The sequence below is a fragment of the Streptomyces kanamyceticus genome (assembly GCF_008704495.1).
Classification (GTDB): Bacteria; Actinomycetota; Actinomycetes; order Streptomycetales; family Streptomycetaceae; genus Streptomyces; species Streptomyces kanamyceticus.
Genome location: NZ_CP023699.1, coordinates 3110996 through 3136214, shown reverse-complemented (window position 1 = coordinate 3136214; position 25219 = coordinate 3110996). Strand labels below are relative to the sequence as shown.

Below are 25219 nucleotides of genomic sequence, written 5' to 3'. Positions count from 1 at the left end.
TCCCCTTTTGTAGGGCTATGCCGGTAAGGCACCCGCTTTCGTACACCCGTGGAGGTGCCCCGTGCTGGGTCCCGTGATCCTCGCCGCGTCGCGCAGCGACAAGATGCGCCGTTTCGTTTCGGCGGCCCCGGGCACCAAGCAGGTCGTCGACCGGTTCATCGCCGGTGAGGGCGTCGACCAGGTCGTGCCGATCATCGTGGACGCCGCCGACAAGGGCCTCGAGGTCACCCTCGACGTCGTCGGCGAGGACATCACCACGGTCGAGCAGTCCCACGCCGCCCGCGACGCCTACCTGGAGCTCATCGAGCGCCTGAAGGACCTCGGCCTCGGCACCAAGGCCGAGATGTCCGTGAAGCTGTCGATGTTCGGACAGGCGCTTGAGGACGGCCACGAGCTGGCCCTCGCCAATGTCCGCCCGGTCGTCGAGGCCGCCGCCGCCATCGGCACCACGGTCACCCTGGACGCCGAGGACCACACCACCCTCGACTCGATGTTCGCCATCCACGAGGAGCTGCGGAAGGACTTCCCGCAGACCGGCTGCGTCATCCAGGCCTACCTCTTCCGCACCGAGGACGACGCCAGGCGCCTGGCCGAGAACGGCAGCCGCGTCCGCATCGTGAAGGGCGCCTACAAGGAGCCCGCCGAGGTCGCCTTCCAGGAGAAGCCCGAGATCGACAAGGCGTACGTCCGGATCCTGCGCACCCTCATGGAGGGCGAGGGGTACCCGATGATCGGGTCCCACGACCCGCGCCTGATCTCCATCGCGCAGGAGCTCGCGCGGCGCGCGGGGCGCAAGCTGGACGAGTACGAATTCCAGATGCTGTACGGCATCCGCAGCGACGAGCACCTGCGGCTCGCCGCCGAGGGGCACCGCATGCGCGTCTACACCGCCTACGGCACCGACTGGTACGGCTACTTCATGCGCCGTCTCGCGGAGAAGCCGGCCAACCTGCTCTTCTTCGCCCGCTCCATCCTCACCAAGGGCTGAGCCGCCCCCGACAGCCGCCCGACCCGTACAAAGCCCCCGCACAAAGGAGCTCAGGAACTCATGGACGCTGTGACCCAGGTCCCCGCCCCGGTCAACGAGCCGGTCCACGGCTACGCCCCCGGTTCCCCGGAGCGTGCCCGTCTCGAGAGCAAGCTCAAGGAGCTCGCCGAGAACCCGATCGAGCTGCCCATGACCATCGGTGGCGTCAAGCGCCTCGGTGGCGGCGAGCCCTTCCAGGTCGTGCAGCCGCACAACCACAAGGCCGTCATCGGCACCGGCCGCGGCGCCACCCAGCAGGACGCCCAGGACGCCGTCGACGCCGCGCTCGCCGCCGCCCCGGCCTGGCGCGCGATGTCCTTCGACGACCGCGCCGCGATCATCCTGCGCGCCGCCGAGCTGCTCTCCACCACCTGGCGCGAGACGCTGGCCGCCTCCACGATGCTCGGCCAGTCCAAGACCGCCCAGCAGGCCGAGATCGACACCCCGTGCGAGCTCGTCGACTTCTGGCGCTTCAACGTGAAGTACGCCCGTGACCTGCTCGCCGAGCAGCCCCCGGCGAACTCCACCGGCGTCTGGAACCGCCTGGACCACCGCCCGCTCGAGGGCTTCGTCTACGCGATCACGCCGTTCAACTTCACCGCCATCGCGGGCAACCTGCCCACCGCCCCGGCCCTGATGGGCAACGTGGTCGTGTGGAAGCCGTCCCCGACGCAGACCCACGCCGCCGTGCTGCTCATGCAGCTCCTGGAGGAGGCCGGGCTGCCCAAGGGCGTCATCAACCTGGTCACCGGCGACGGCATCGCGGTCTCCGAGGTCGCCCTGACCCACCGCGACCTGGCGGGCATCCACTTCACCGGTTCGACCCCGACCTTCCAGCACCTGTGGAAGACGGTCGGCGAGAACATCGCCAACTACCGCACGTACCCGCGTCTGGTCGGCGAGACCGGCGGCAAGGACTTCGTCGTCGCGCACCCGTCCGCGGACCGCGCGATCCTGAAGACCGCGCTGACCCGCGGCTCCTTCGAGTTCCAGGGCCAGAAGTGCAGCGCCTCGTCGCGTGCGTACGTTCCCGCCTCCATCTGGAACTCCGGCTTCAAGGAGGAGTTCGCCGCCGAGGTCGACGGCATCACCATGGGTGACGTCACCGACCTGTCGAACTTCATCGGCGCCGTCATCGACGAGCGCGCGTTCGCCAAGAACAAGGCGGCCATCGACCGCGCCAAGGCCGACGACTCCTGCACGATCGTCGCGGGCGGCACCTACGACGACTCGGTGGGCTACTTCGTGCGCCCGACCGTCGTCGAGTGCGCCGACCCGGAGAACGAGGTCTTCAAGACCGAGTACTTCGGCCCCATCCTCGCCGTGCACGTCTACGAGGACGACAAGTACGACGAGATGCTGACCCAGATGGAGTCGGCGTCGGACTACGCGCTCACCGGCTCGGTCATCTCCGGTGACCGCGCCGCCGCCGCGTACACGATGGAGAAGCTCCGCTACGCCGCGGGCAACTTCTACATCAACGACAAGTCGACCGGCGCCGTCGTCGGCCAGCAGCCCTTCGGCGGCGGCCGCGCCTCCGGCACCAACGACAAGGCCGGTGCCCCGCAGAACCTGCAGCGGTGGACGCTGACCCGCGCCATCAAGGAGACGCTGGTCCCGCCGACCGAGTACGGCTACCCGCACATGGGCTGACGCCCCTCCCGGGCCCGCTGGGCCCGCCCCTGAACCCCGCCTCCGATCTGGGCCCCACCCCGGTCGGAGGCGGTGTCGTGTCCGGGGTCAGCCCAGCGCGTCGACGACGATCCGGGTGATGTCCTCGGCGATCCGGTCCTCGCCCGGGGTGTCCGGGTCCAGGCGGGTCGTGTACACGGAGACGACCAGCGGTGCCCGCTTGGGCGGCCACGCCACGGCGACGTCGTTGACCCCTCCGTAGGCGGGGGATCCCGTCTTGTCGCCGACCCGCCAGCCCTCGGGGAGCCCGGCGCGGATCCGCTTGTCGCCGGTGGTGTTCTCCAGGAGCCACCGGATCAGCTGATCGCGGTCGAGCGGGTGGAGGGCGTCGCCGAGGACGAGCCTGCGCAGGTTCTCCGTCATCGCCGCGGGCGTCGTCGTATCGCGGCGGTCGCCCGGGATGTTGGTGTTGAGGTCGGTCTCCCAGCGGTCCAGACGGGTGCGGGAGTCGCCGATCGAGCGCGCGAACTCGGTGATGCCGGTGGGGCCGCCGATGCGGCGCATCAGCAGATTGGCGGCGGAGTTGTCGCTGTAGGTGAGCGTCGCGTCGCACAACTCCCGCACCGTCATGCCGGTTTCGAGGTGCATCTCGGTGCGCGGCGAGTACTCGACGAGGTCGTCACGGCCGTACCTGATCAGTACGTCGAGCAGGCCGGGCTCCCGCTCGCGCGCCCGGCGCAGGATCGCCGCGGCGGCCAGGACCTTGAACGTCGAGGCGATGGCGAAGCGTTCGTCCGCGCGGTAGGCGACGGTGGCTCCGGTGCCGGTGTGCAGCGCGTGCACGCCGATCCGGCCGGGGTAGCCCTTCTCCAGCTCGCGCAGCCGCCGCCGGACGTCGTCGGGGGCGGCCGCCGCGTGCGCGGTGCCCGCGCCGGTGCCGGACAGCGAGAGGAGTGCGGGGGCCGCGGCCGCGGCGCCGAGGAGTGTCCTGCGGGAGGAGGTTAATTTCATGATCCCGACGGTACCGGGCGGGATCGTGGCTGGGGCGTGGGGCGTGGGGCGTGGAGCGAGGGGTGTGGGACTGCGGCTGGGCTGTGGGGCCGCGGTTACGCCGTGGGCTGCGGGGCTGCGGGGCTGCGGGGCTGCGGGGCTGTGGGGGTGCGGGGGTGCGGGGGTGCGGGGGTGCGGGGGTGCGGGGCTGCGGGACTGCGGGGGCGCGGGGCTGCGGGACTGCGGGGGGTGCGGCTATGCCGTGGGCTGCGGGTGCCGGGCCGCCGCCGAGATCACCTCGTTCAGGACCTCCCGCGCCCGCAGCAGATCCGCCACCTGCCCGTCGATCCGCTCCCGCTCCCTGACCAGCTCGTCCGCGAGCCACGGCGTGGCCTGCTCGGAAGGGCCGCCGTCCTTGTCCCGCATGCACGGCAGGAGTTGGTAGATCTTCGCGCTGCACAGGCCCGCGGCGAACAGCTCCTGGATGTGGACGACCCGGTCGACCGCGGCCTCCGAATAGTCGCGGTGGCCACCGGGGGTGCGCTCCGCGTGCAGCAGGCCCTGCTTCTCGTAGTAGCGCAGGGACCGCTCGCTCACAGCGGTACGCTTCGCCAGCTCGCCGATCCTCATGTCCCGGGCTCCTTCACACTCGCCTCTGATCGTCGCGGTCGCATCCGATCTTCGCACTTGAATCTGACACTGATGTCAGCTTCTACCGTTCCGGCATGACGAACACCGCGCTTCTCGCCCCCTATTCCGCAGGCCCCATCGGCCTCCTCCCCAACCGCGTCGTGATGGCCCCGATGACCCGCGCCCGCGCCGCTGACGACGGCACCCCGCTGGCCGTCGTCGCCGACCACTACGCCCAGCGCGCCGGCGCGGGACTCATCGTCACCGAGGGCATCTGGCCCAGCAGCCGCGGCCAGAGCGGCTGGCGCTACCCCGGCCTGGAGACCGCCGCGCACATCGAGGGCTGGCGGCGCGTGACCGACGCCGTGCACGCCGCGGGCGGCCGGATCTACGCGCAGCTGATGCACGGCGGCCGCAACGGCCACCCGCTGGCCCGCATCGACGGCGACCTGCCGCTCGCCCCCTCGGCCGTGACCCCGCCGGGACACGCGCACGGCCCGGACGGCGCCAAGCCCGACTATGTCGCCCCGCGCGAGATGACCAGGGACGACATCCACACGGCCGTCCAGGACTTCGTGGCCGCCGCCCGCAACGCCGTCGAGGCCGGTTTCGACGGGGTCGAACTGCACGGCGCCAACAGCTACTTGATCCACCAGTTCCTCGCCGACAACACCAACCTCCGTGACGACGAGTACGGCAGGGGATCGATCGCCGACCGCATCCGCTTCGCCGTCGAGGTGGTCCGCGCCGTCGCCGACGCCATCGGCGCCGAGCGGCTCGGCCTGCGGCTCTCGCCCGGCAATCCGCAGTTCGGCATGGCAGAGGCCGATCCGGCGCCGGTCTACCGCGCCCTGCTCGCCGAGCTCGACGGCCTCGGCCTCGCCTACCTCCACCTCACCGACAACGACCGCTATCCGGCCCTCGCCGACCTGCGCCCGCGCTGGCACGGCCTGCTCATCGGCAACGTCGGCGAGAACGGCGACCCGACGACGCGCGAGGCGGGCGAGGCCGTCCTCGCGTCCGGCCTCGCCGACCTCGTCTCGTACGGGAGGGCGTTCATCTCCAACCCCGACCTGCCCGCACGCCTCGCGACGGGCGCGCCGCTCCAGGAGATCGACCACGCGCACCTCTACACGAACGGCGCGCGGGGCTACACCGACTACCCCTTCCTGGAGCGGGAGTTGGTGGCGTCCGGTCAGTCCGGTCAGTCCGGTCAGTCCGGTCCGGCCGGTCAGACCTCCACGAGCACCTGATCGAGGGATTTCCGTACGAGATCGGGGACCTCGCAGTCCGCCGCCGGATAGCCCACGGGGATCACCGCGAACGCCTTCTCGTTCTCCGGCCTGCCGAGCACCTGCGAGAGGAACCGCATCGGGCTCGGCGTGTGGATCAGCGCGGCGAGGCCCGACAGATGCAGCGCGGACAGGAGCATTCCCACCGCGATGCCGACCGACTCGTCGACGTAGTAGTGCTTGTGCTTGGTGCCGTCCTCGCCCAGCCAGTAGCGCTGCTGGAAGACGACGATCAGCGCGGGCGCGTCCGTCAGGTGCGGCTTCACCTCGTCCGTGCCGAGCGGGCGCAGGGCCGCGAGCCACTCCTCGCCGAGCCGCCCGTCGTAGGAGATCTGCTCCTCGTGCTCGGCGGCCTCGCGGATGCGGCGGCGGATGTCGGGGTCCTGGACGAGGACGAACGTCCACGGCTGCTGGTGCGCGCCGGACGGCGCGGTCGCCGCGCACGCGATGGCGTCCCGCACCACCTGCGCGGGCACCGGGTCGGTCGCGAACTGGCGCACCGTGCGCCGCTCGTCCATCCGCGTCCTCAACTCGGCCGCGTGCGCCAGTGATTCGGCCTCCGGCATGCGCTCCGGTCGGTAGGGCACGGAGCGGTAGGGCGCGCCGTGGATGGGGGTCCAGGCGGGGGTCCGCTCCTGCTGCTTTTCAGTCTCAGACATGGTCAGATTCTGCGGCGGGGGACGGGGTTCGCGCCATGGTGCAGACCAATTGTGTGGCGGGGGTGGCCGGTTCGACTGGCGATGGTGGCCGGTTCAGCTCCAGCCCGCGACGATCAGCGAGAGCCCGGCCGCGAAACCGGCGCCGAGCAGCGCCAGGTACCGCCCGTAGAACCGTCGGAACCGGTGCGCGAGAAATCCGAACGCTCCGAAGGCGAGGCCCACCGTGAGGGTGCGGGAGCCGCGCGAGAGGGCCGAGCGGGCCAGCCAGTCGGACGGTGCGACGTCGGCGCGGCCCGCCTCCCGCGCGTACACCTTGAAGGGGATCCCGTTCCAGGGCTGGTGCCGGACGGCTGCCGCCGACTCCAGCGAGAGTTCGTGGCGCACCTCGGAGCGCATCCGGTCCGTCGTCAGGGGGGCTGGCAACTGGGCGCCGAGGGTGGATATTTGGAGGGCCAGAAGGCCGCCCGCCAGGCTGCCCGCGAGTGCCGCGAGCGACAGCTTCAGGGCCCGGCGCGGCACCGCGACGCACGCGAAGGCGAGGAACAGTTCCGGCATCAGCGGCCAGCTCAGCGCCTCCGCGCAGGCCCAGAGGAAGGCGAGCGCGAGCCCGCGGCGGGTGTTCATGACCGCGGCGATCCGCTTGCGGGCCGCGGAGTCCCTGAGGGGTTCTTCGACCGTACGCCGATGCAGCGCGGTCACCGCGTCGCGCGCCTGTTCCGGCGTGGCCGACGCGGGGAGCGGCTCGCCGATGGTGACCCGTACGAGGGCGGGGCGGAGCCTGCCGTGTTTGGGCAGGAGCCGGTCCGTGCCCGCGATGCCTACGGGGACCACGGGCACGCGCGCGTGTTCCGCGAGCACGAGGGCGCCCCGGTGGAAGGAGCCGAGTTCGCCCGCCCGTGCGCGGGTGCCCTCGGGGAAGAGCACGACGGCGCGGCCCGCCCGGAGGTCGTCCGTCCGCGCCAGGAGGTCGGACATGCCGCCTCCGGTGCGGCGGACGGGGAAGCCCGCGGCGAGGCGGCTGCAGATGCGTCTGCGCCACGGTGAGGCGAACCAGTAGTCGGCGGCGGCGCCTATCGCGGGGGCGTGGTGGGCGTCCAGTGCGGCCAGGAGGGCGGCGGTGTCGGCGTGGGAGGAGTGGTTGGCCACGACGACGCAGCCTCCCGGGGGGAGGTGGCCTCGGCGTTCTACCCCTCCGGTGAGGGTGAGCAGGGATTTCCATAGGGCTCGGCGGAGTCGCGCTGACGCGGGGCTCCGCCCCGGACCCCGGTCCTCAATCGCCGGACGGGCTGAATTTCCTGCCCCCTCGTCCGCAGGCGCGGGGCCCACCACGGGGCTCCGCCCCGGACCCCGGTCCTCAAACGCCGGACGGGCTGAAATTCCCGCCCCCCGGGCTGAATTTGCCGACCGGCGGGCTGAAGTATCTGCGCGGCGCGCTGGATTCTGAGGCCTCACAGCGTCACCACCATCGTCGCCAGCAGTGCCACAAGAAGTGAGTCGATGCGGTCGAGGAGGCCGCCGAAGCCCGGGAGCCAGGTTCCCGCGTCCTTGACGCCCGCCTCGCGCTTGACCATCGACTCCAGGAGGTCACCGGCCACGCAGCCCGTCAGTACCGCCGCCCACAGAGTGGGGGAGAAGGCGGACAGCGCCGCCAGCGCCGCGGCCGTCGCGGCTGCGGCGCCCAGGACGCCCGCCCACGTCTTGTTCGGCGAGAGCGGGGAGAGGGGGCGGGACAGCGGGCCCGCGCGGCCCAGGGCCGTGCCGCCGCACCACGCGCCCACGTCGCCGAACGCCACCGCGACGCCCACCGCCACCGCCGTGTCGCCGAGCAGTACGAGGCCGGTCAGGGAGAGGGGGATCCACAGCAGGCCGAACGCCGTGCGGCACGCGCGCGTGAAGCCCGTCGAGGTGTCCGACGAGAAGAGCGCGATCGCTGTCGCGGCGAACAGGAGCAGGCCCGCCGTCCGCAGGTCGAGCGCTCCCGGTGCCGCCCACGCGAGACCGGGCAGTGCCACGGCCGCCGCCGCGAGCACCGCCTGTTCGCCGCGGGGCAGCGCCGCCAGCCGCGCGTACTCGCCGACAGCCACTACGCCGAGGCAGGCCGCCAGCGCGAACGTCCCCGCCGTACCGAGGAAGAACGCCCCCAGGAACAGCGGCGCCGCGAGTGCCCAGGTCCGCCAGCGCCTGCGCAGTTCCGCCCGCATCCGCACCCGCGAGGGCAGCGCCGCCACGGCGACCCCGCCCGCCCCGAGCACCCCCGCCACCACGGGCACCGCCCGCCCCGCGACCTCACCGGCCAGGAACGCCGCGCTCATCGCGCACCCGCCGTGCCCAACTCGCGCCACAACCGCGCCAGTCGCAGCCCCGCCGTCAGCACCGACCCCGCCGCGAGCACCGCGAGCACCGGCACCGTCGCGCCGGTCGCCGCCGCCACCACGACCAGCGCGCACCGCTCCGTCTTGCCGACCGGGCCGCCGTTGAGACGATCCGCGCCCGCCGCCGCGCCCGCGAGCGAGATCCAGGACGGCAGCGTCGCCGCGAGGCCAGCCGTCGCCACCAGCCACAGCGGGGCCAGCGGCAGGAACCCGGCGAGGACGATCAAGTCCGCGGCACGGTCGCCGAGTTCGTTGAGGAGGGCGCCCCTGCGGGTGGTGCGGCCCGTGTCGCGGGCCAGCGCGCCGTCCAGGTTGGCGAAGGCGAGGCGCGCGGCGAGGAACACCGCGACCGGCAGCGCCGCCACCGGAGCGGGCAGCCAGGCCAGCGCGGCGGCCGCGCCCGTCGCGCACACCACGCCCGCCGCCGTGAGGGTGTCGGGTGACACCTCGCGCCGGACCAGGGCGGCACGCGCGCCGGACAGTCTGTCCGCGTACCAGGGCTTGAGAGCGTAGAGGCCGTTCATGGTGTCGACTCTGCCGCCGGGAAGCCGCTGCCGAATCGGGGTGCGTACTCATCCGGGGCCTGAGTACGGTGGGTGGGTGACCTCCCTGCGTACCGCCCACACCAGCGATTTGACCCCGAGCGACCTGGTGGACACCCGCCGCCTCCTCGACGCGGCCTTCGAAGGCGACTTCAGCGACCAGGCCTGGGAGCACGGCCTCGGTGGCATACACGCCCTGGTGCGCGACGACTGGGGGGACCTCGTCGCGCACGGCTCCGTGGTCCAGCGCCGGATCCTGCACAACGGCCATTCGTCGCGCGTCGGTTACGTCGAAGCGGTCGCCGTCCGGCCCGACCGGCAGCGGCAGGGGCTCGGCGGGCAGGTGATGGACGCGCTGGAGCGGATCATCGACAAGGCTTACGACTTGGGGGCGCTCTCCGCGTCCGACGAGGGGCAGCGGCTCTACATCGCACGCGGCTGGCAGGAGTGGAAGGGCGCGGTCGGCACGCTCGGTCCCGACGGCGTGCTGCTCCTTCCCGACGAGGACCCGCCGCTGCTCTGGGGCGCGAACCTCGACCCGACGTACGACATGCTCATCGACTGGCGCGATGGCGACGTCTATTAGTTCGTGTATTAGTTCGTGCAGTTCGTGCAGTTCGTGCAGTTCGTTTAGTTCGTGGGCGCGTGGACGATCGTCTTTCCTCGGTTCTCGCCCAGCAGCATTCCCAGGAACGCGTCCACGATCCGGTCGAAGCCCTCGGTCACCGTCTCGTCGAGGCGTACGCGTCCGCTCTGCAGGTGCGGCACCACGAACTCGTACAACTCCTCCTGGAGATGCGGGTAGTCGCGGACGAGGAAGCCCTCCATGCGCAGGCTCTTCTCGACGATGTCCGGCAGATTGCGCAGTGCGTACGGCGCGCCCGTGGCGTTGTACTGCGCGATCGTGCCGATCCGTACGATGCGGCCCCGCTCGCGCAGTGCGGAGATCGCCGCCTCCAGCTGCTCGCCGCCCACGTTGTCGACGTACAGGTCGATGCCGTCGGGCGCGGCCTTGGCCAGGAGGTCGGCGGCCGGGGCCGCGTGGTGGTCGAAGACCTCGTCGTAGCCGACGTGTTCGGTCAGGTACGCGGCCTTCGCCGCCGAGCCCGCGCTGCCCACGAGCCGTCCCGCGCCCATCAGCCGGGCGAGCCGCCCGGTCGCCGTGCCGACGCCGCCCGCCGCCGCGGAGACGAACAGGTCCTGCCCCTCGCGGAGTTGGGCGATGCGGGTGAGGCCCACGTAGGCGGTGAGGCCGGTGCCGCCGAGGATGCCGAGGTAGGCGGAGAGCGGCACGCCGTCGAAGCGCGGAAGGCGGCGCACCTCGTCCGGGGCGACCACGGAGTGCGTGCGCCAGCCCTTGCGGTGGAGGACGATCTCGCCCTCGGCGAGCGCCGGGTCGCGCGATTCGACGACCCGGCCGATGGTCCGGCCCTCCAGCGGGGCGTTCAGCGCGAAGTCGCCGTCCATCATCTCGCGGTGGTACGGGTCGACGGACCAGTACAGGTTCTCGACCAGGGCGGTGCCGGGGGCGGGCACGGGCGGCGCGGACTCCACGAAGGCGAAGTGGTCCGGGGTGGGGAAGCCGTAGGGGCGGGCGGTCTGGTGCACGGTGAGCGCGGTCTCGGTCATGTCCGAGAACGTAGGCAGGAATGCGGATGCCGGGCAGCGGGTTGCGCTCATGGAACGCCCCGACCCATGAAGACTCCTCATAGAGGCAGGCAGGACCCCTGATGACGACAGCTTCCGGCAGTACGCCCGCGTCGGGTGCCGCCAGGGCCGGGGACCTCGCGCCCCACGAGCTCCGCATCCTCGTCGCCGTCGCGCGCGAGGGCGGGTTCTCCGCCGCCGCGGGGGCCCTCGGCGTCACCCAGTCAGCCGTCTCCCACTCGGTCCGCGGCACCGAGCGCAAGGTCGGCGCCGTGCTCTTCGAGCGGGGGCGCAAGGGAGCCGTGCCGACCGCCGCGGGAGCCGCCGCCGTCGCACACGCCCGGCGGGTGCTGCGGCTCCTCGACGCGCTGGTCAGCGAGGCCCGCGGGGCCGACAGCGGCACCGTCGAGGGGCCGCTGCGCATCGCCGCCTTCCGCAGCGTCGCCCTGCACCTGCTGCCCGCGGCCCTGGAGCGTCTCACCGCGCGCCACCCCGGCCTCGTGCCGGAGGTGCGCGTCGTGCGGGAGCTGGGCGCGGGCACGGCGGGCGAGGTCGCCGAGGGGCGCGCCGACCTGGGCATCGCGACGATCAGCGGCACCTCACCGGTTCCCGCGGGGCTCATCGGCGGCGTACTCGTCGAGGAGCCCTACTCCCTCGTCCACCCCGCCGGGCACCCGGACCCCCGCTCGCTGCCGCTGATCGACTGGCACGAGAACTGCGGCTCGTACACCAGGCAGTGGTGGGCGGGCCAGGACTGGATCCCGAAGGCGACCGTCCTGACCGAGGACGACGGCGCGGTGCTCGCGATGGTGGGCGCGGGGCACGGCATGGCGATCATGCCGGGGCTCTCGCTGACCGGAGCGCCGGACTCCGTGGAGATCACCGATCTCGGCGTGGACCGCCCGATCCGCTCCGTGGGCTATGTCACCACCCCTGAGCTGGCCAGATCCGTCGCGGTGCGGGCCCTCATCCGGGAGCTCAGGGAGTCCGCCGTCTCAGATAGTAGGAAGTCCGAGTAATTGTGGAGACAGGCGCTCCGTCCTCGCTTAGCTTGGTAGGAGCCGAACGTCTCGCTCGATCAAGCGAATGGCGGTCGTGAGCCGGAGCCCCACGCAGGCGAACCCTGTCGCTCCCCGCTCCCCGCCCCTCCGGCGTCTCGAATGCACCCGTCCCTCAAGGATTGGACCTCCCATGGCCGAGACGACCGTCCGTCGAGTCCGTCACACCTCCCGTACGAGCGATGCCGAGCGCAAGAACGCCGCCGCGGCCCTCCAGCGCGCCCTCGACCGCAGGGACAACGGCGGCGAGACGGGCCACTGAGCCGCATCCCGCGCTAGGTTCCCCGCACCACCTCGAAGTGGTCGACGCGCTCGCCGTTCTCGGCGAGCGCGGAGACCGAGAGCCTCGGGTGCGCGCCGGACGTCACCTCCACCGCGAGGAACGAGAAGCCGGTGTAGCGCACCCGTGACCACTCCACGGTGTCCGGGTCCGCCGCGCGGGACTTCGTCCAGCGGAAGGTCGCGATGCTCTCGCGATCGTGGACGTTGCCCTCGTAGCTGTCCTTGACGCCGGGGCCGAACCCGTAGAGGTCCTTGCCCGCGCCGCCCGCGGTGACGTACACGATGCCGTCGCGCGTCGGATCGGTCGACGCGCCGACCGGCACGGGCTTGCCGACCTGCCCGCCCTTGATGGCGTCGGTGCGTTCGTAGACGTGGTTGTGGCCGTTGATCACCAGATCCACCTGGTGCTCGGTGAAGAGCGGCAGCCACGCGTCGCGCACCCCGCCGTCCGAGGCGTGCGTCGACGTCGAGTAGGCGCAGTGGTGGAAGAACACCACGACGAAGTCCACCGACGGGTCCGCGCGCAGCGCGCGGAGCCGCCTGTCCAGCCAGGCGGTCTGCCGCCCCTGTGAGTAGCCACGGTTGGCGGGGATCTCGTACGAGACGTCGTTGGCGTCGAGGGCGACGACGCCGACGTTGCCGTACCGGAAGGAGTAGACGCCGGGCGCGGCCTTCGGATCGAAGCCGTTGCCGGGCAGCGACCAGCGGGCCGACTGGCCCCCGTAGCCGTTCGGCGAGTACCACGCCTCCATGTCGTGGTTGCCGGTCGTCACCATCCACGGCACGGACTTGGCCACGCACTCCGTCTGCGCGAGGAAGGTGTCCCACACCCGCGCGTCGTAGGTGTCCGATTCCTTGCCGTGCCCGGTGGTGTCGGCGTAGCAGATGTCGCCCGCGTGCAGGTGGAAGGCCGGGTTCTGGCCCAGGATCACCTGGTCGTTGGCGAGTGCGTGGTAGCTGACGCCCTGGTCGCCGAAGGCCGTGAAGGTGAACTTCTCCGCCCGTTCGGGGGCCGTACGGAAGGTGCCGACCGTGCCGAGCCGCTCGGGTGATGCCGGGTCGAAGCCGTCGTGGCCGACGCCGTAATAGTACGTCGTGCCGGGGCGCAGCCCGTCGAGGGCCGCGTGCAGGTAGTACTGCTCGACGGCCGGGAGCTTCTTGGAGAGGGCGGGCGTGTGCAGGTCGCGCACCTCGGCGGTGACCTTCTCGCCGAGCTCCCAGGGCTTCAACCCCACGCGTACGAAGGGGGACTTGACGGCGAGCGGCACCTGCCAGGAGATCCGCATCTGGGTCCTCGGGTCGGCCCCGAACGCCAGATGCCGCCCGAAGGGTGCCACCAGCGAGCCCGCGACGCGCGCCGGGGCGGACGGCGCGGCCGACACGCGGTACGCGGAGGGGGCGCCCTCGTGCGCGCCGCCCGAACTGCCGGTGAGCAGGCCCGCGCCGCCGGCCGCGCCCGCCGTGGCGAACGCTCCGGCGAGCACCCTGCGCCGGGAGAACCTCCCGCGCAGATACGCGTGCTGCTCCGGCATGCTCAGCCTGCTCGCGAGCTGTTCCGGTATGCCGACATCGGGGGTGTCCATGTCCGGAGAAGTTCCCAGCGCCACCCAACTCCCGCCAGACCTACGGGTGAAGAAGGAGTGTCCAAGTGATGGCGTACCCGCCGAGTGACCAGGCATGTCCGCATGCCGGACAGCGTGTGTCAGCCCCTGGGACGAAGAGTAGGCTGCCCGCATGTCGGCAAGCTCTCGCATCCTCAATCTCGCAGTCATCCCCGGAGACGGCATCGGCCCAGAGGTCGTGGCCCAGGGGCTCAAGGTCCTCAACGCCGTTCTCCCGCAGGACGTGAAGCTGGAGACGAAGGAATTCGACTTCGGCGCGAAGCGGTACCACGCGACCGGTGAGACCCTCACCGACGCCGACGTCGAGGCCCTCAAGCAGCACGACGCGATCCTCCTCGGCGCGATCGGCGACCCCTCGGTCCCCTCCGGCGTCCTGGAGCGCGGCTTCCTGCTGAAGCTCCGCTTCCTCTTCGACCACCACGTCAACCTGCGTCCTTCGAAGCTGCTCCCGGGCGTCGCCACGCCGCTCAAGGGCCAGCCCGAGATCGACTTCATCGTCGTACGCGAAGGCACCGAGGGCCCCTACACGGGCAACGGCGGCTCGATCCGCACCGGGACCCCGCACGAGGTCGCCACCGAGGTCTCCGTCAACACCGCTTTCGGTGTCGAGCGCGTGGTCCGCGACGCGTTCGCCCGCGCGCAGGCCCGCCCGCGCAAGAAGCTGACGCTGGTCCACAAGAACAACGTCCTGAGCTTCGCCGGTCACCTGTGGACCAACATCTTCACCAAGGTCGCGGCGGAGTTCCCGGACGTCACCACCGACTACCTGCACGTGGACGCGGCGACCATCTTCCTGGTCACCGACCCCGCGCGGTTCGACGTGATCGTCACCGACAACCTCTTCGGCGACATCATCACCGACCTCGCCGCCGCCGTCTCCGGCGGCATCGGCGTCGCGGCCTCCGGGAACATCAACCCGGGCCGTGAGTTCCCCTCGATGTTCGAGCCCGTGCACGGTTCGGCGCCCGACATCGCGGGCCAGGGCAAGGCCGACCCGTCGGCCACCGTCCTCTCCGTCGCCCTCCTGCTGCGCCACCTCGGGTACGAGCCCGAGGCCGCCCGCATCGAGGAGGCCGTCTCCGCCGACCTCGCCGAGCGCGGCGACACGGTCCGCAGCACCGAGCAGATCGGCGACGCGCTCGCCGTACGGGTAGCGGGCTGACCCGGTAGCGCGCGATCACACAGAAGCCGCCGGGTCTCCAAGGCACCCGGCGGCTTCTCGTATGCGGCCCCCGGGTGTCACCATCGACCCCCGGGCCGCATTCATGCCGTTTCTTCCTCGGGACCCCGCGAGCGATAATCGAACGTGGGGCCGTGAAAGACAGGGAAGCTCGGACGTCCTAGTACCGGAGGTACGGGCGTGAGCGCGGTCCGTCACCATCACACGTGAAGGACGAAGTACTCATGACGACGACGCCGACCATCGAGCTCAAGCCCTCATCGGCCCCGCTGGCTGCCGCGGAGCGCGAGGCGATCCTGGCCAACCCCGGGTTCGGCCGCCACTTCACCGACCACATGGTGACGATCAAGTGGACGGAGGGCCGCGGCTGGCACGACGGCCAGCTCGTGCCGTACGGCCCGCTCGCCATCGACCCGGCCACCAACGTCCTGCACTACGCCCAGGAGATCTTCGAGGGCCTCAAGGCCTACCGCCAGCCCGACGGTTCGGTGGCCTCTTTCCGCCCCGACGCCAACGCCCGCCGCTTCCAGGCGTCCGCCCGGCGCCTGGCCATGCCCGAGCTGCCCGTCGAGACGTTCATCGAGGCCTGCGACGCGCTGGTCAAGCAGGACAAGGACTGGGTGCCCGCGCACGGCGGCGAGGAGTCCCTCTACCTGCGCCCCTTCATGATCGCGACCGAGGTCGGCCTGGGCGTGAAGCCCGCCAACGAGTACCTCTTCATCGTCATCGCCTCGCCCGCGGGCGCCTACTTCCCCGGTGGCGTCAGGCCCGTCTCGATCTGGCTCTCCGAGGACCGCGTGCGCGCCGTGCCCGGCGGCATGGGCGACGCCAAGACCGGCGGCAACTACGCCGCGTCGCTGCTCGCGCAGGCGGAGGCGGCGGCCAAGGGCTGTGACCAGGTGGCCTACCTCGACGCGGTCGAGCACAAGTGGGTCGAGGAGCTCGGCGGCATGAACCTGTACTTCGTGTACGGGAACAAAATCGTCACGCCTACGTTGACCGGTTCGCTCCTCGCCGGTGTCACCCGTGACTCGCTCCTCACGGTCGCGCGTGACCTCGGCTACGAGTCCGAGGAGGGCCGCGTCTCCATCGACCAGTGGAAGACCGACTCCGCGAACGGCACGCTCACCGAGGTCTTCGCCTGCGGCACGGCGGCGGTCATCACGCCCGTCGGCACGGTCAAGTGCGCCTCGGGCGAGTGGTTCCAGAGCGAGGGCAAGCCGGGTGACGTCACGCTGAAGCTGCGTGAGGCCCTCCTCGACGTCCAGCGGGGTACGTCGCAGGACACGCACGGCTGGATGCACGACCTCGGCTGAGGGCTTGGGCGGTACGCACGACGGGGTCGGCCCCGGGAGTCTGGGCTCCCGGGGCCGACCCCTGTGCTTTGTCCTTCGCCCGCGGGCCGGTGGGGGCTGGCCGCGCAGTTCCCCGCGCCCCTAACGGGGCCCCGTTAGGGGCGCGGGGAACTGTGCGAGCAACTCGCGACGGCCCGCACGTGTCGAACTGTCAGGCGGAAGCTCCGTCAGGAACCCTGCTGGTCCGGCTCCGGCTTCGCGTCCGACTTCTCGTCCTGCTTGGGGACGTTCGACCCCACCGGGGTGAGCGGCCCGCTGGTGATCGCGTCGACGATGCCGAGCACCGCCGCCCCCGCCCCCTTGGCCGCGCGGACGCCGAGTCCGATGAGTTCTTCCATGTCGTACTCCCCGTGCTGCTATGCCCCCGCTGATCAGGTCCGTATCAGGCTACGTGATCGACGGACGCGGCCCGCGGCGTGGTCGTCAGCGCCAGATGGAGGGAGACCGCGAGCAGGCTGACGCCCGCGCCGAGCGTCCAGGACGCCGTGGCCCTGACGTGCCACCCCGCGCGGTACCAGTAAGTACCGCCCCTGGAGCGGCGGTTGAAGACCTGGAGGGCCTCCGCGTCGTACTCCCCGCGGCAGCGCGCGAAGCCGATCAGGGTGATCACCGCCCAGGGCGTACGCGACGACGCCGAGGATCAGCAGCGCCGTCATGCCGAGGGCGAGGACGCGCGAGAGCCGGAGCGGTACGCGGTAGCCGTGCACCGCGCCCGTCACGGTGGCGGCGGCGAGCAGGGCGTAGACGAGGGCGTACGAGAGTCCGCCCGTCGGCAGGCCGAGCAGGCGGTGCGGCGCGCCCACCGTCACGTCGCCGCCGATCCGGATGGTCAGCGCGGTGTAGCCGAGGGAGAGCAGCAGCCCGACGACGGAGCCGACCAGGCGGCCGCGCACGCCGAACTGCGCGCCGGACGAGGTCGAGAGGTTCGTGCCGGTGCGCAGCGAGACGAGGGCGAGCGGCGCGGTCAGGGCGGTGCCGATGACGGTGCCCGCCACCACCGCGCTCACCGACTCCCTTCCCCAAGCTCTTAATGAGCAGGGGAGACCCGGCGGAGGGTCGAGCCGATCAGGATCGACACGAGGTCACGAGGGCCGCTGGTGCGTTCCTCGTCCGGGATGGTGTCGACTCCGCGCTGTTCTATCGGCTGAGGCTGCCCCTGACGCTCGCTGGCTCTGGTCCCGATGGCTGCCCTACTTTTGAGCAGCGCTCAATGTGGCGCGAATGAACCCCTCACGTCAATGCTTCCCGCGTGCGGATTTCGTGGTTAGAGTGTTGCTCTAAATGTGAAACGTGATCGGCAACAGGGAGGAACGGCGCGTGCGACTCACGCCCACCGAACGCGACCGGCTGCTGCTCTTCGGAGCCGCCGAGCTCGCCAGGTCCCGCAGGGCGCGCGGCCTCAGGCTCAACGTCCCCGAGGCCACCGCGCTGATCGCCGACACGGTGTGCGAGGCGGCCCGCGACGGCGCACGGCTCGCCGAGGCCGTCGAGCGGGCCCGCGCGATGCTCGGCCCCGACGACGTCCTGCCGGGCGTCGCGGACGTGGTGACCGAGGTGCACGTGGAGGCCGTCTTCGACGACGGGTCCCGGCTCGCCGTGGTCTCCGATCCGATCGGACAGGGCCTCGGCGACGCGGCGCCCGGCGCGCTGCTGCCAGGGCCCGCCCACCAGGAACCCGAGCCGGTCGTGACGCTGGGCGTGCGCAACACCGCCACCGTGCCCGTCTCCGTGACGTCGCACTTCCACTTCTTCGAGGCCAATCCGCGGCTCGACTTCGACCGTGCGGCCGCGTACGGGATGCGGCTTGCGGTGCCGGCGGGCTCCTCCGTGCGGTTCGGTCCCGGCGAGAGTGTCGAGGTGGGGCTGTTGCCCATCGGCGGCGAGCGGATCGCGATCGGTTTCGCGGGTCTGGTGGACGGCCCGCTGGATGCGCCGGGTGCGAAGGAAGAGGCCCTGCGCAGGGCGGCGGCGTGCGGCTACCTCGGAGTGGAGGGGGAGCGATGAACCCGTATGAGTACGCGGCCACGCACGGCCCGCGCGCCGGTGACCACGTCCGGCTCGGCGACTCCGGTCTGACGATCCGGGTCGAGTCCGACGCGCAGAAGCACGGCGACGAATTCCTCGCCGGTTTCGGCAAGACGGCGCGTGACGGGCTGCATCTGAAGGCCGCCGCGGTGCGTGAGACGTGTGACGTCGTGATCAGCAATGTCGTCGTCATCGATGCCGTGCAGGGCATTCGCAAGGTGTCGATCGGGATCAGGGAAGGGCGGATCGCCTCCATCGGGCGGGCCGGGAATCCCGACACCCTCGACGGCGTCGACGTCGTCGTCGGCACCGGCACGTCCATCGTGTCGGGGGAGGGCCTCATCGCCACCGCCGGGTCCGTGGACACGCACGTCCACCTGCTGTCGCCGCGGATCATGGAGGCGTCGCTGGCGTCCGGTGTGACCACGATCATCGGGCAGGAGTTCGGGCCGGTGTGGGGTGTGGGCGTCAACTCGCCCTGGGCGCTGCGTCACGCGTTCAACGCCTTCGACGCCTGGCCCGTCAACATCGGCTTCCTGGGCCGTGGTTCGTCCTCGCACGACGCGCCGCTGATCGAGGCGCTCGCCGAGGGCGGCGCGTCCGGGTTCAAGGTGCACGAGGACATGGGCGCGCACACCAGGGCGTTGGACACGGCGTTGCGGGTGGCGGAGGAGCATGACGTCCAAGTCGCCCTGCACAGCGACGGGTTGAACGAGTGCCTGTCGGTGGAGGACACGCTCAGCGTGCTCGACGGGCGTACCATCCACGCCTTCCACATCGAGGGTTGCGGCGGTGGGCACGTGCCGAACGTGCTGAAGATGGCGGGTGTGCCGAACGTGATCGGTTCCTCGACCAATCCGACGCTGCCGTTCGGCCGTGACGCGGTCGCCGAGCACTACGGGATGATCGTCTCGGTCCATGACCTGAAGACGGATCTGCCCGGTGACGCGGCGATGGCCCGGGACCGGATCCGGGCCGGGACGATGGGCGCGGAGGACGTGCTGCACGATCTGGGGGCCATCGGGATCACCTCCTCGGACGCGCAGGGCATGGGGCGGGCGGGCGAGACCGTGCGCCGGACCTTCGCGATGGCCGGGAAGATGAAGGCCGAGCTGGGCCCGATGGAGGGCGATGGCGAGCGGGACGACAACGCGCGCGTGCTGCGCTACATCGCCAAGCTGACCATCAATCCCGCCCTGGCCCACGGCCTTGCCCACGAGGTCGGCTCCCTCGAAGTCGGCAAGATGGCGGACATCGTGCTCTGGCGCCCGCAGTACTTCGGCGCCAAGCCGCAGATGGTCCTCAAGTCCGGCTTCCCCGCCTACGGGGTCACCGGCGACCCCAACGCCGCCACCGACACCTGCGAACCCCTCGTCCTCGGACCGCTGTTCGGCGCGCACGGGGCGGTGCCCGCCGACATCTCCGTGGCCTTCGTCGCGCGGGCCGCCGTCGAACAGGGCAACGACCTCATGCCCACCCGGCGCAGGCGGGTCGCGGTGCGCGGCACCCGTGGCATCGGGCCCGCCGACCTGCTCCTGAACTCGCGTACCGGCGCCGTCGACGTGAACCAGCGCACCGGCCTCGTCACCCTCGACGGCGATCCGCTCCGCTCCGAGCCCGCCGAATCCGTCTCCCTCAACCGCCTGTACTTCCTGTGAGGACCCCGCGATGACCTTCCGCATGCCCCCCGAGTGGGCCCCGCACGAGCGCACCTGGATGGCGTGGCCCGGCCCCAACCCCACCTTCACGAACGAGCGGGAACTCGCCGAGGCGCGCACCGCCTGGGCGGGCGTGGCCCGCGCCGTGCGCCGCTTCGAGCCCGTCACCATGGTCGTCGGAACCGGCCAGAGCGAGTCCGCCCGCGCGCTCGTCGGCCCCGACGTGGAGCTCGTCGAGCGGGAGATCGACGACGCGTGGATGCGGGACATCGGCCCCACCTTCGTACGGAACGGTGACCAACTGGCCGCCGTGGACTGGACGTTCAACGGCTGGGGCGCCCAGGAGTGGGCCCGCTGGGAGCACGACGCGAAGATCGGCCGGTACGTCGCCGACCTCGCGGGCGTACCCGTGCACCCCTCGCCGCTCGTCAACGAAGGCGGCGGCATCCACGTGGACGGCGAGGGCACCGTCCTGCTCACCGACACCGTCCAGCTCGACCCGCACCGCAATCCAGGCCTGACCCGCGAGCGGGTCGAGGAGGAGATCCACGCCCGCATCGGCACCCGGAAGGCCATCTGGCTGCCGCGCGGCCTCACGGGCGACTACGGACAGTTCGGCACCCGGGGGCACGTCGACATCGTCGCCGCCTTCGCGGCGCCCGGCGTGGTCCTCGTGCACTCCCAGCGCGATCCCGCCCACCCCGACTTCGAGGTCAGCAAGGAGATCATCGCGACCCTGGAGGGGCAGACCGATGCCAAGGGCCGCACCCTGAAGATCGTCGAGGTGCCCGCGCCGACGGTCCTCGAGGACGACGAGGGCTGGGTCGACTACTCCTACATCAACCACTACCTCTGCAACGGCGGCGTCGTCCTGTGCGCCTTCGGCGACCCGAACGACGAGATCGCGGCGGGCATCTTCCGCGGCCTCTTCCCCGACAGGACCGTGACGCTCGTCGACGCCCGTACGATCTTTGCCGGGGGTGGTGGCATCCACTGCATCACCCAGCAGCAGCCGAAGGTGTGATCGATAAATCGACTAGGAGTGCTCCATGGCAGGTGACGGTCGGTCCCGCGCGCGGAAGAACGCCCCACCGCGTGAGGACGTGCTGGCCGCCGCCATGGAGATGATCGCCGAGCGCGGCCTGGAGAAGCTCACCATGGCCGCGCTCGGCCGCGCGGTCGACATGAGCTCCGGCCACCTCCTGTACTACTTCCGCACCAAGGACGAGCTGCTCCTTCGCACCCTGGAGTGGAGCGAGGGCCGCCTCGGCGCCGAGCGCGGCCGCCTCCTGGCCGGGCAGGGCACGGCCCGCGAGCGCCTGGACGCGTACGTCGAGCTGTACGTCCCCGACGGCACGGGCGACCCGCACTGGACGCTCTGGCTGGAGGTCTGGAACCGCTCCCTGAACGCCGACGAGCACGGCCGCGACCGGCAGGCCGCGATCGAGGGCGCCTGGCACCGCGACCTGGTGGCGCTGCTCGCCGAGGGCGTCTCGCGCGGTGAGTTCGGCGCGATCGACCCCGACCGCTTCGCGGCCCGCCTCAGGGCGCTGCTCGACGGCTTCTCGATCCATGTGGCGATCGGCCTGCGCGGCACCGGAAGGGCCCAAGTGCTCGCGCACGTACGGGAGTTCCTGGACGGGGCGCTCGCCACGGACGTCCGGCGGCCTGTCTAGGTTGTACGCAATCCAGCGGATTGCCTGCAGCCTGGCGGTGCGTTTGTATCCCCGTGGGCCCCGGTGTCGGGCCGGAGGCGAGACAGGTCTTTGGGGGAAGCCATGTCCACTGCCAGACGTGTGCCCGTTGCCAGACATGTGTCCGCTGCCAGACGTGTGTCCCTGAGTGTCGTGGTGGCCGCCGCGCTCGGGGCCGCCGCGTTACCGGCCACCGCGGCGCAGGCCGCGCCGCCGCCACCCGCCCCCAGGACCGAGCGGGTGAGCGTCGCGGCCGACGGGACCGAGGCCGACGGCGCGTCCGGCGCGGCGTCCCTGTCGGGCGACGGCCGCCACGTGGCCTTCCGCAGCGACGCCGAGAATCTGACGGAGGGTCACCAGGGTCCGTATGACTACGGATTCGTGCGCGATCTCCGCACGGGCGAGGTGACCCGGCTGAAGAACTCCATGGGCGCCCCCGTCATCAGCGACGACGGCCGCTACGCCGCGCACACCGGCTGGGGCACGCACGGCATCAACGTCTTCCTCACCGACCTGAGTACGGGGGAGCGCAGGCAGATCGACGGCAGGGGCTTCAAGGACAGCTCGGCCCACCCGTCCATCAGCGCGAACGGCCGCTACGTCGCCTATCACCTGCAGCCGCGCCACCCCGGGGATCCCGCCCGCGTCGAGGTCTACGACCGCGAGAGCGACACCCGCGAGGTCGTCAGCGAGGGACCGCAGGACTCGGCCCGCGACATGATCGACCCGTCCATCAGCGCCGAAGGACGCCACGTCGCCTACGAGGACAAGGGCACAGGGCAGGTCTGGCTCCGCGACCGCGCCACGGGCGGGCTCAGCCGTGTCGACGACGGCACCGCGTCCACGCTGGTGCAGGTCAACGGGCGCAGCGTCGCGATGAACTCCGCGACAGGCGCGTACGTACGCGATCTGCGCACCGGAGAGGTCCGGCGCCTGCCGGGCGCCCACGCGCAGGCCCTGAGTCGGGACGGACGCCAACTCCTCTACGGGGACGGGCAGTCGAACGTCCTGCTGCGCCGCCTCGCCAGTGGCCACGAGGTGACCGTCGGCCACGGCTCGGCGGGGCCCGGCGCGTTCGCCGCGACGGGGCGGGGCGTCGTCTACAGCTCGGAGGACACCGACATCGTGCCGGGCGACACCAACGGCCTGCGTGACGTCTTCAAGTGGACGGCGCGTTGAGGACCGGCGCCGCGACAGCCGTTCTCGCGGGGGTCGTCGCCCTGGCTCTCACCGGCGCCGACGCCGGAGCCACAGGCTGGGCGAAGCCGCCCGCGCCCCGCACCGAGCGCGTCAGCACCACGAGCGCGGGCGGGCAGCTGGACGGCCACTCCCGCCAGGGCGTGCTCAGCGACGACGGGCGCTACGCCGCCTTCTCCACGAAGGCCGTCGAGTTCGGCTGCGAGCGCAACGTCTACACCTGCCTACGGCTGAAGGACCGGGCCACCGGCGAGGTGACCGCGGTGCCCGGCGCGGACGGGTTCTCCTGGGCGCCCCCGGTCATCAGCGGCGACGGGCGCCACGTGGGCTTCACCGCGGGCACCAAGGTCCCCGTGCCCGAGGTGTACGACCGCACGACGGGCACCTCCGTGCGGGTCCTGCCGGAGTCCGACGGCGAGGCGTGGACCGGCGAGCTGTGGTCGCTCAGCCGCGACGGCGCCCACGTCGCCTACGGCGCGGGCACCCGCCCCCGGCCCACCCAGCGGCTGTACGTCCGCGACATGGCGCGCGGCACCGACGACCTGATCTCGGGCGAGGCGGACGGGGACAAGGAGTACGCCTCGGTGAGCGCCGACGGCACCCGCGTCGCCTACCAGCTGCGCACGGCGGGCGACGACTCCGCCGACGTCCTGGTCAGGAACCGCACGACCGGCAGGACCGTCCAGGTCGACAAGGGCCTGGGCAGGGCGGGCCTCGTCCAACTCGGCGCCGACGGACGGCAGGTGGTCTTCACCGCCGACGGCGGCACCTACGTACACGACCTGCGTACCGGCAGGACCCGGCACCTCGCACAGACACCCGCCGTCTCCGCGAGCCGCGACGGACGGTACGCGCTCATCGGCGCGGCCGACGGGGACACCCTGACGCTGCTCGACCTGCGCACGGGCAGCCGCACGCCCGTGGGCCCCGGCGACGCCGTGCCGGGCGCCGTCACGGCGCGGGGCCGCGAGGTGGCGTTCACCTCCGCGGCCACGGACCTGGTGCCGGACGACACGAACGGCGACTCCGACATCTTCGTACGCCACACACGCTGAACCACATCGGGGGACAAGACCATGTACTGCACCCAGCGCAACCGACTCGCCCTGGCCGTCGCGGCAGGCGTCGCCGCGGCCACCGTCATCGCCCTGCCCGCCGCCGTCGCCGTCCCCGCCGGGGTGCTGGCGCCCCGCACCGAGGGCGTCAGCGTCACCGCGTCGGGCGCGGCGGGCAACGACCGCTCCTCGCAGGAGTCGATCAGCAGGAACGGGCGCTACGCGGCGTTCGTCTCCGGCGCGAGCGACCTGGTGGCCGGGGACACCAACGGCCGGAGCGACGTCTTCGTACGCGACCTGCGCGGCGGCGGGACGGAGCGGATCGCCCTGGACGGGCGGGAGTTGAGCAGTCCGTCGCTGAGCGCCGACGGACGCTACGTCGCGTTCGTCGCCTCGACCGTCGAGGGCTGGCCGACCGTGCGGGACGTACGGCTGTACGACCGCAGGACCAAGAAGACCGAGCGCCTGGACGTCGAGCTGCCCGAAGGATTCCCCGGCGACAGCGCGGGCACGGTGTCCCTGAGCGCGAACGGGCGCTACGCCGTCTTCAGCACGGACGGGCCCCGCTTCGACGGCACGGCGGTCTTCCTGCGCGACCGGCGGACCGGCACCACCGAGCGGATCAGCCATCCGTACACGGGCGGCGACGGGGAGCGCGACGCGCACTCGCCGACCGTCAGTGACGACGGCCGCTACGTCGCCTACGCCAACTCCTTCGTGAACGGCCCGCGCGGCGACGACTGGAGCGACCTGTGGCTGCGCGACCGCGCGACCGGGAAGCTGACGCAGGTCGACCGCTCGTACGACGGGTCCAAGACCGAGAAGGAGTCCCTCGACGTCTCCGTCAGCGGCGACGGCCGCACGGTCGTCTTCGAGTCCCGCGACACCCATCTGGTGCCCGACGACAACGACGCCGCCTGGAACGTCTTCGTCCACGACGTCGCGAGCGGCACCAACCAGCGCGTCCACGGCACCCAGGGCGGCCCCGGCGAGGTGTACACCCGCTCGCCCGCGATCAGCGCCGACGGCCGCTACCTCACCTATATGTCGGAGCTGGCCGAGCCCGGCAGCGAGTACGGAAAGGAGTGGCCCACCTACCTCCGTGACCTGAAGAAGGGCACCACCACGCTGGTGACCCCGGACGCGGAGGGCGGCGCCGCGACCGCCAACGTCCTGCCCGGCGGCATCTCCGGCGACGCCCGACGCATCGCCTTCGAGTCGGCGGACGCCTCGCTGTTGCCCGGCGACGCCAACGACGGCGACGACGTCTTCGTGCGCCACGTGCGCTGAACCAGGACGACG

The 25219-nt window shown here is 71.8% G+C and carries 24 protein-coding genes and 1 pseudogene; 15 read left to right on the top strand and 10 right to left on the bottom strand.

Annotated elements, in window-relative coordinates; all coding sequences use genetic code 11:
* The first annotated feature begins 61 nt into the window (after positions 1-61).
* The gene (locus CP970_RS12585) at positions 62-988 is read left to right on the top strand and encodes a proline dehydrogenase family protein (RefSeq protein ID WP_055544774.1); all 927 of its coding nucleotides are present in this window, start codon (positions 62-64) and stop codon (positions 986-988) included.
* Positions 989-1048: 60 nt separating this feature from the next.
* Entirely contained in the window at positions 1049-2680 is a 1632-nt protein-coding gene (gene pruA, locus CP970_RS12580) for an L-glutamate gamma-semialdehyde dehydrogenase (protein WP_055544773.1), read from the top strand.
* An 87-nt stretch (positions 2681-2767) separates the two neighbouring features.
* Here pruA and bla read toward each other — a convergent pair whose 3' ends face one another.
* Both bla and CP970_RS12565 read right to left on the bottom strand, forming a co-directional pair.
* The gene (bla, locus tag CP970_RS12575; protein WP_055544772.1) at positions 2768-3670 is read right to left on the bottom strand and encodes a class A beta-lactamase; all 903 of its coding nucleotides are present in this window, start codon (positions 3668-3670) and stop codon (positions 2768-2770) included.
* Between the two features lie 234 nt (positions 3671-3904).
* On the bottom strand, positions 3905-4279 hold the full coding sequence (locus CP970_RS12565) for a MerR family transcriptional regulator (protein WP_055554839.1): 375 nt from the start codon (positions 4277-4279) through the stop codon (positions 3905-3907).
* Positions 4280-4374: 95 nt separating this feature from the next.
* On the opposite strand from CP970_RS12565, the gene CP970_RS12560 reads away from it, so the two are divergent.
* Positions 4375-5532: an alkene reductase gene (locus CP970_RS12560; RefSeq protein ID WP_055554837.1), complete on the top strand. Its 1158-nt coding sequence runs from the start codon at positions 4375-4377 to the stop codon at positions 5530-5532.
* Here CP970_RS12560 and CP970_RS12555 read toward each other — a convergent pair.
* The 4 genes from CP970_RS12555 to CP970_RS12540 form a co-directional block, all read right to left on the bottom strand.
* Positions 5511-6230 carry a nitroreductase family protein gene (locus CP970_RS12555; RefSeq protein ID WP_191094907.1) on the bottom strand — a complete coding sequence of 240 codons (720 nt, stop codon included), beginning with the start codon at positions 6228-6230 and terminating at the stop codon, positions 5511-5513. The two genes, CP970_RS12560 and CP970_RS12555, sit on opposite strands and share 22 nt — an antisense overlap.
* Before the next feature lie 93 nt (positions 6231-6323).
* Positions 6324-7556 (bottom strand): lysophospholipid acyltransferase family protein, encoded by a 1233-nt coding sequence (locus CP970_RS12550; protein ID WP_398654991.1) that lies wholly within the window; start codon positions 7554-7556, stop codon positions 6324-6326.
* A 122-nt stretch (positions 7557-7678) separates the two neighbouring features.
* Positions 7679-8542 (bottom strand): phosphatidate cytidylyltransferase, encoded by an 864-nt coding sequence (locus tag CP970_RS12545; RefSeq protein WP_150493300.1) that lies wholly within the window; start codon positions 8540-8542, stop codon positions 7679-7681.
* Positions 8539-9126: a CDP-alcohol phosphatidyltransferase family protein gene (locus CP970_RS12540; protein ID WP_150493298.1), complete on the bottom strand. Its 588-nt coding sequence runs from the start codon at positions 9124-9126 to the stop codon at positions 8539-8541. Before CP970_RS12540 ends, CP970_RS12545 begins: the two co-directional genes overlap by 4 nt.
* Between CP970_RS12540 and CP970_RS12535 the strand changes: the two genes are divergently transcribed.
* Complete coding sequence (locus tag CP970_RS12535) at positions 9125-9730, top strand: GNAT family N-acetyltransferase (protein WP_150493296.1); 606 nt, start codon at positions 9125-9127, stop codon at positions 9728-9730. The two genes, CP970_RS12540 and CP970_RS12535, sit on opposite strands and share 2 nt — an antisense overlap.
* Before the next feature lie 44 nt (positions 9731-9774).
* Here the strand turns inward: CP970_RS12535 and CP970_RS12530 are convergent, their stop codons facing one another.
* The gene (locus CP970_RS12530; RefSeq protein ID WP_055553786.1) at positions 9775-10773 is read right to left on the bottom strand and encodes an NADP-dependent oxidoreductase; all 999 of its coding nucleotides are present in this window, start codon (positions 10771-10773) and stop codon (positions 9775-9777) included.
* 101 nt (positions 10774-10874) lie between these two features.
* On the opposite strand from CP970_RS12530, the gene CP970_RS12525 reads away from it, so the two are divergent.
* Positions 10875-11810: a LysR family transcriptional regulator gene (locus tag CP970_RS12525; protein WP_055553788.1), complete on the top strand. Its 936-nt coding sequence runs from the start codon at positions 10875-10877 to the stop codon at positions 11808-11810.
* A gap of 172 nt (positions 11811-11982) precedes the next feature.
* Positions 11983-12111, top strand: coding sequence for a hypothetical protein (locus tag CP970_RS45515; protein WP_098244971.1), 129 nt, complete (start codon positions 11983-11985; stop codon positions 12109-12111).
* Between the two features lie 13 nt (positions 12112-12124).
* Here the strand turns inward: CP970_RS45515 and CP970_RS12515 are convergent, their stop codons facing one another.
* Positions 12125-13714 (bottom strand): purple acid phosphatase family protein, encoded by a 1590-nt coding sequence (locus tag CP970_RS12515; protein ID WP_055553790.1) that lies wholly within the window; start codon positions 13712-13714, stop codon positions 12125-12127.
* A 151-nt stretch (positions 13715-13865) separates the two neighbouring features.
* Here CP970_RS12515 and CP970_RS12510 point away from each other — a divergent pair, with 151 nt between their 5' ends.
* Positions 13866-14915, top strand: coding sequence for a 3-isopropylmalate dehydrogenase (locus tag CP970_RS12510; protein ID WP_055553792.1), 1050 nt, complete (start codon positions 13866-13868; stop codon positions 14913-14915).
* Between the two features lie 242 nt (positions 14916-15157).
* Entirely contained in the window at positions 15158-16249 is a 1092-nt protein-coding gene (locus CP970_RS12505; protein ID WP_055553798.1) for a branched-chain amino acid aminotransferase, read from the top strand.
* Positions 16250-16455: 206 nt separating this feature from the next.
* On the opposite strand, the gene CP970_RS44170 is transcribed toward CP970_RS12505, so the two are convergent.
* Entirely contained in the window at positions 16456-16626 is a 171-nt protein-coding gene (locus CP970_RS44170) for a hypothetical protein (RefSeq protein WP_157877795.1), read from the bottom strand.
* Between the two features lie 98 nt (positions 16627-16724).
* Positions 16725-17471 (bottom strand): annotated as a pseudogene (locus CP970_RS12500) (cytosine permease); the annotation flags it as partial.
* Between the two features lie 134 nt (positions 17472-17605).
* Between CP970_RS12500 and ureA the strand changes: the two are divergent.
* The 7 genes from ureA to CP970_RS12465 all read left to right on the top strand — a co-directional run bounded on the left by ureA (position 17606) and on the right by CP970_RS12465 (position 25207).
* Entirely contained in the window at positions 17606-18292 is a 687-nt protein-coding gene (gene ureA, locus CP970_RS12495) for an urease subunit gamma (protein ID WP_055553801.1), read from the top strand.
* The gene (locus CP970_RS12490) at positions 18289-19971 is read left to right on the top strand and encodes an urease subunit alpha (protein WP_150493294.1); all 1683 of its coding nucleotides are present in this window, start codon (positions 18289-18291) and stop codon (positions 19969-19971) included. The genes ureA and CP970_RS12490 overlap by 4 nt, the downstream gene beginning before the upstream one ends.
* Before the next feature lie 10 nt (positions 19972-19981).
* Positions 19982-20995 carry an agmatine deiminase family protein gene (locus CP970_RS12485; RefSeq protein WP_055556937.1) on the top strand — a complete coding sequence of 338 codons (1014 nt, stop codon included), beginning with the start codon at positions 19982-19984 and terminating at the stop codon, positions 20993-20995.
* Between the two features lie 25 nt (positions 20996-21020).
* Positions 21021-21647 (top strand): TetR/AcrR family transcriptional regulator, encoded by a 627-nt coding sequence (locus CP970_RS12480; RefSeq protein ID WP_055556935.1) that lies wholly within the window; start codon positions 21021-21023, stop codon positions 21645-21647.
* A gap of 156 nt (positions 21648-21803) precedes the next feature.
* Positions 21804-22844, top strand: a complete 1041-nt coding sequence (locus CP970_RS12475; RefSeq protein WP_055556933.1) for a TolB family protein — start codon at positions 21804-21806, stop codon at positions 22842-22844.
* Positions 22829-23917, top strand: a complete 1089-nt coding sequence (locus CP970_RS12470) for a TolB-like translocation protein (RefSeq protein WP_055556931.1) — start codon at positions 22829-22831, stop codon at positions 23915-23917. The genes CP970_RS12475 and CP970_RS12470 overlap by 16 nt, the downstream gene beginning before the upstream one ends.
* 21 nt (positions 23918-23938) lie before the next feature.
* Positions 23939-25207, top strand: a complete 1269-nt coding sequence (locus CP970_RS12465; RefSeq protein WP_055556929.1) for a TolB family protein — start codon at positions 23939-23941, stop codon at positions 25205-25207.
* Positions 25208-25219 lie beyond the last annotated feature (12 nt).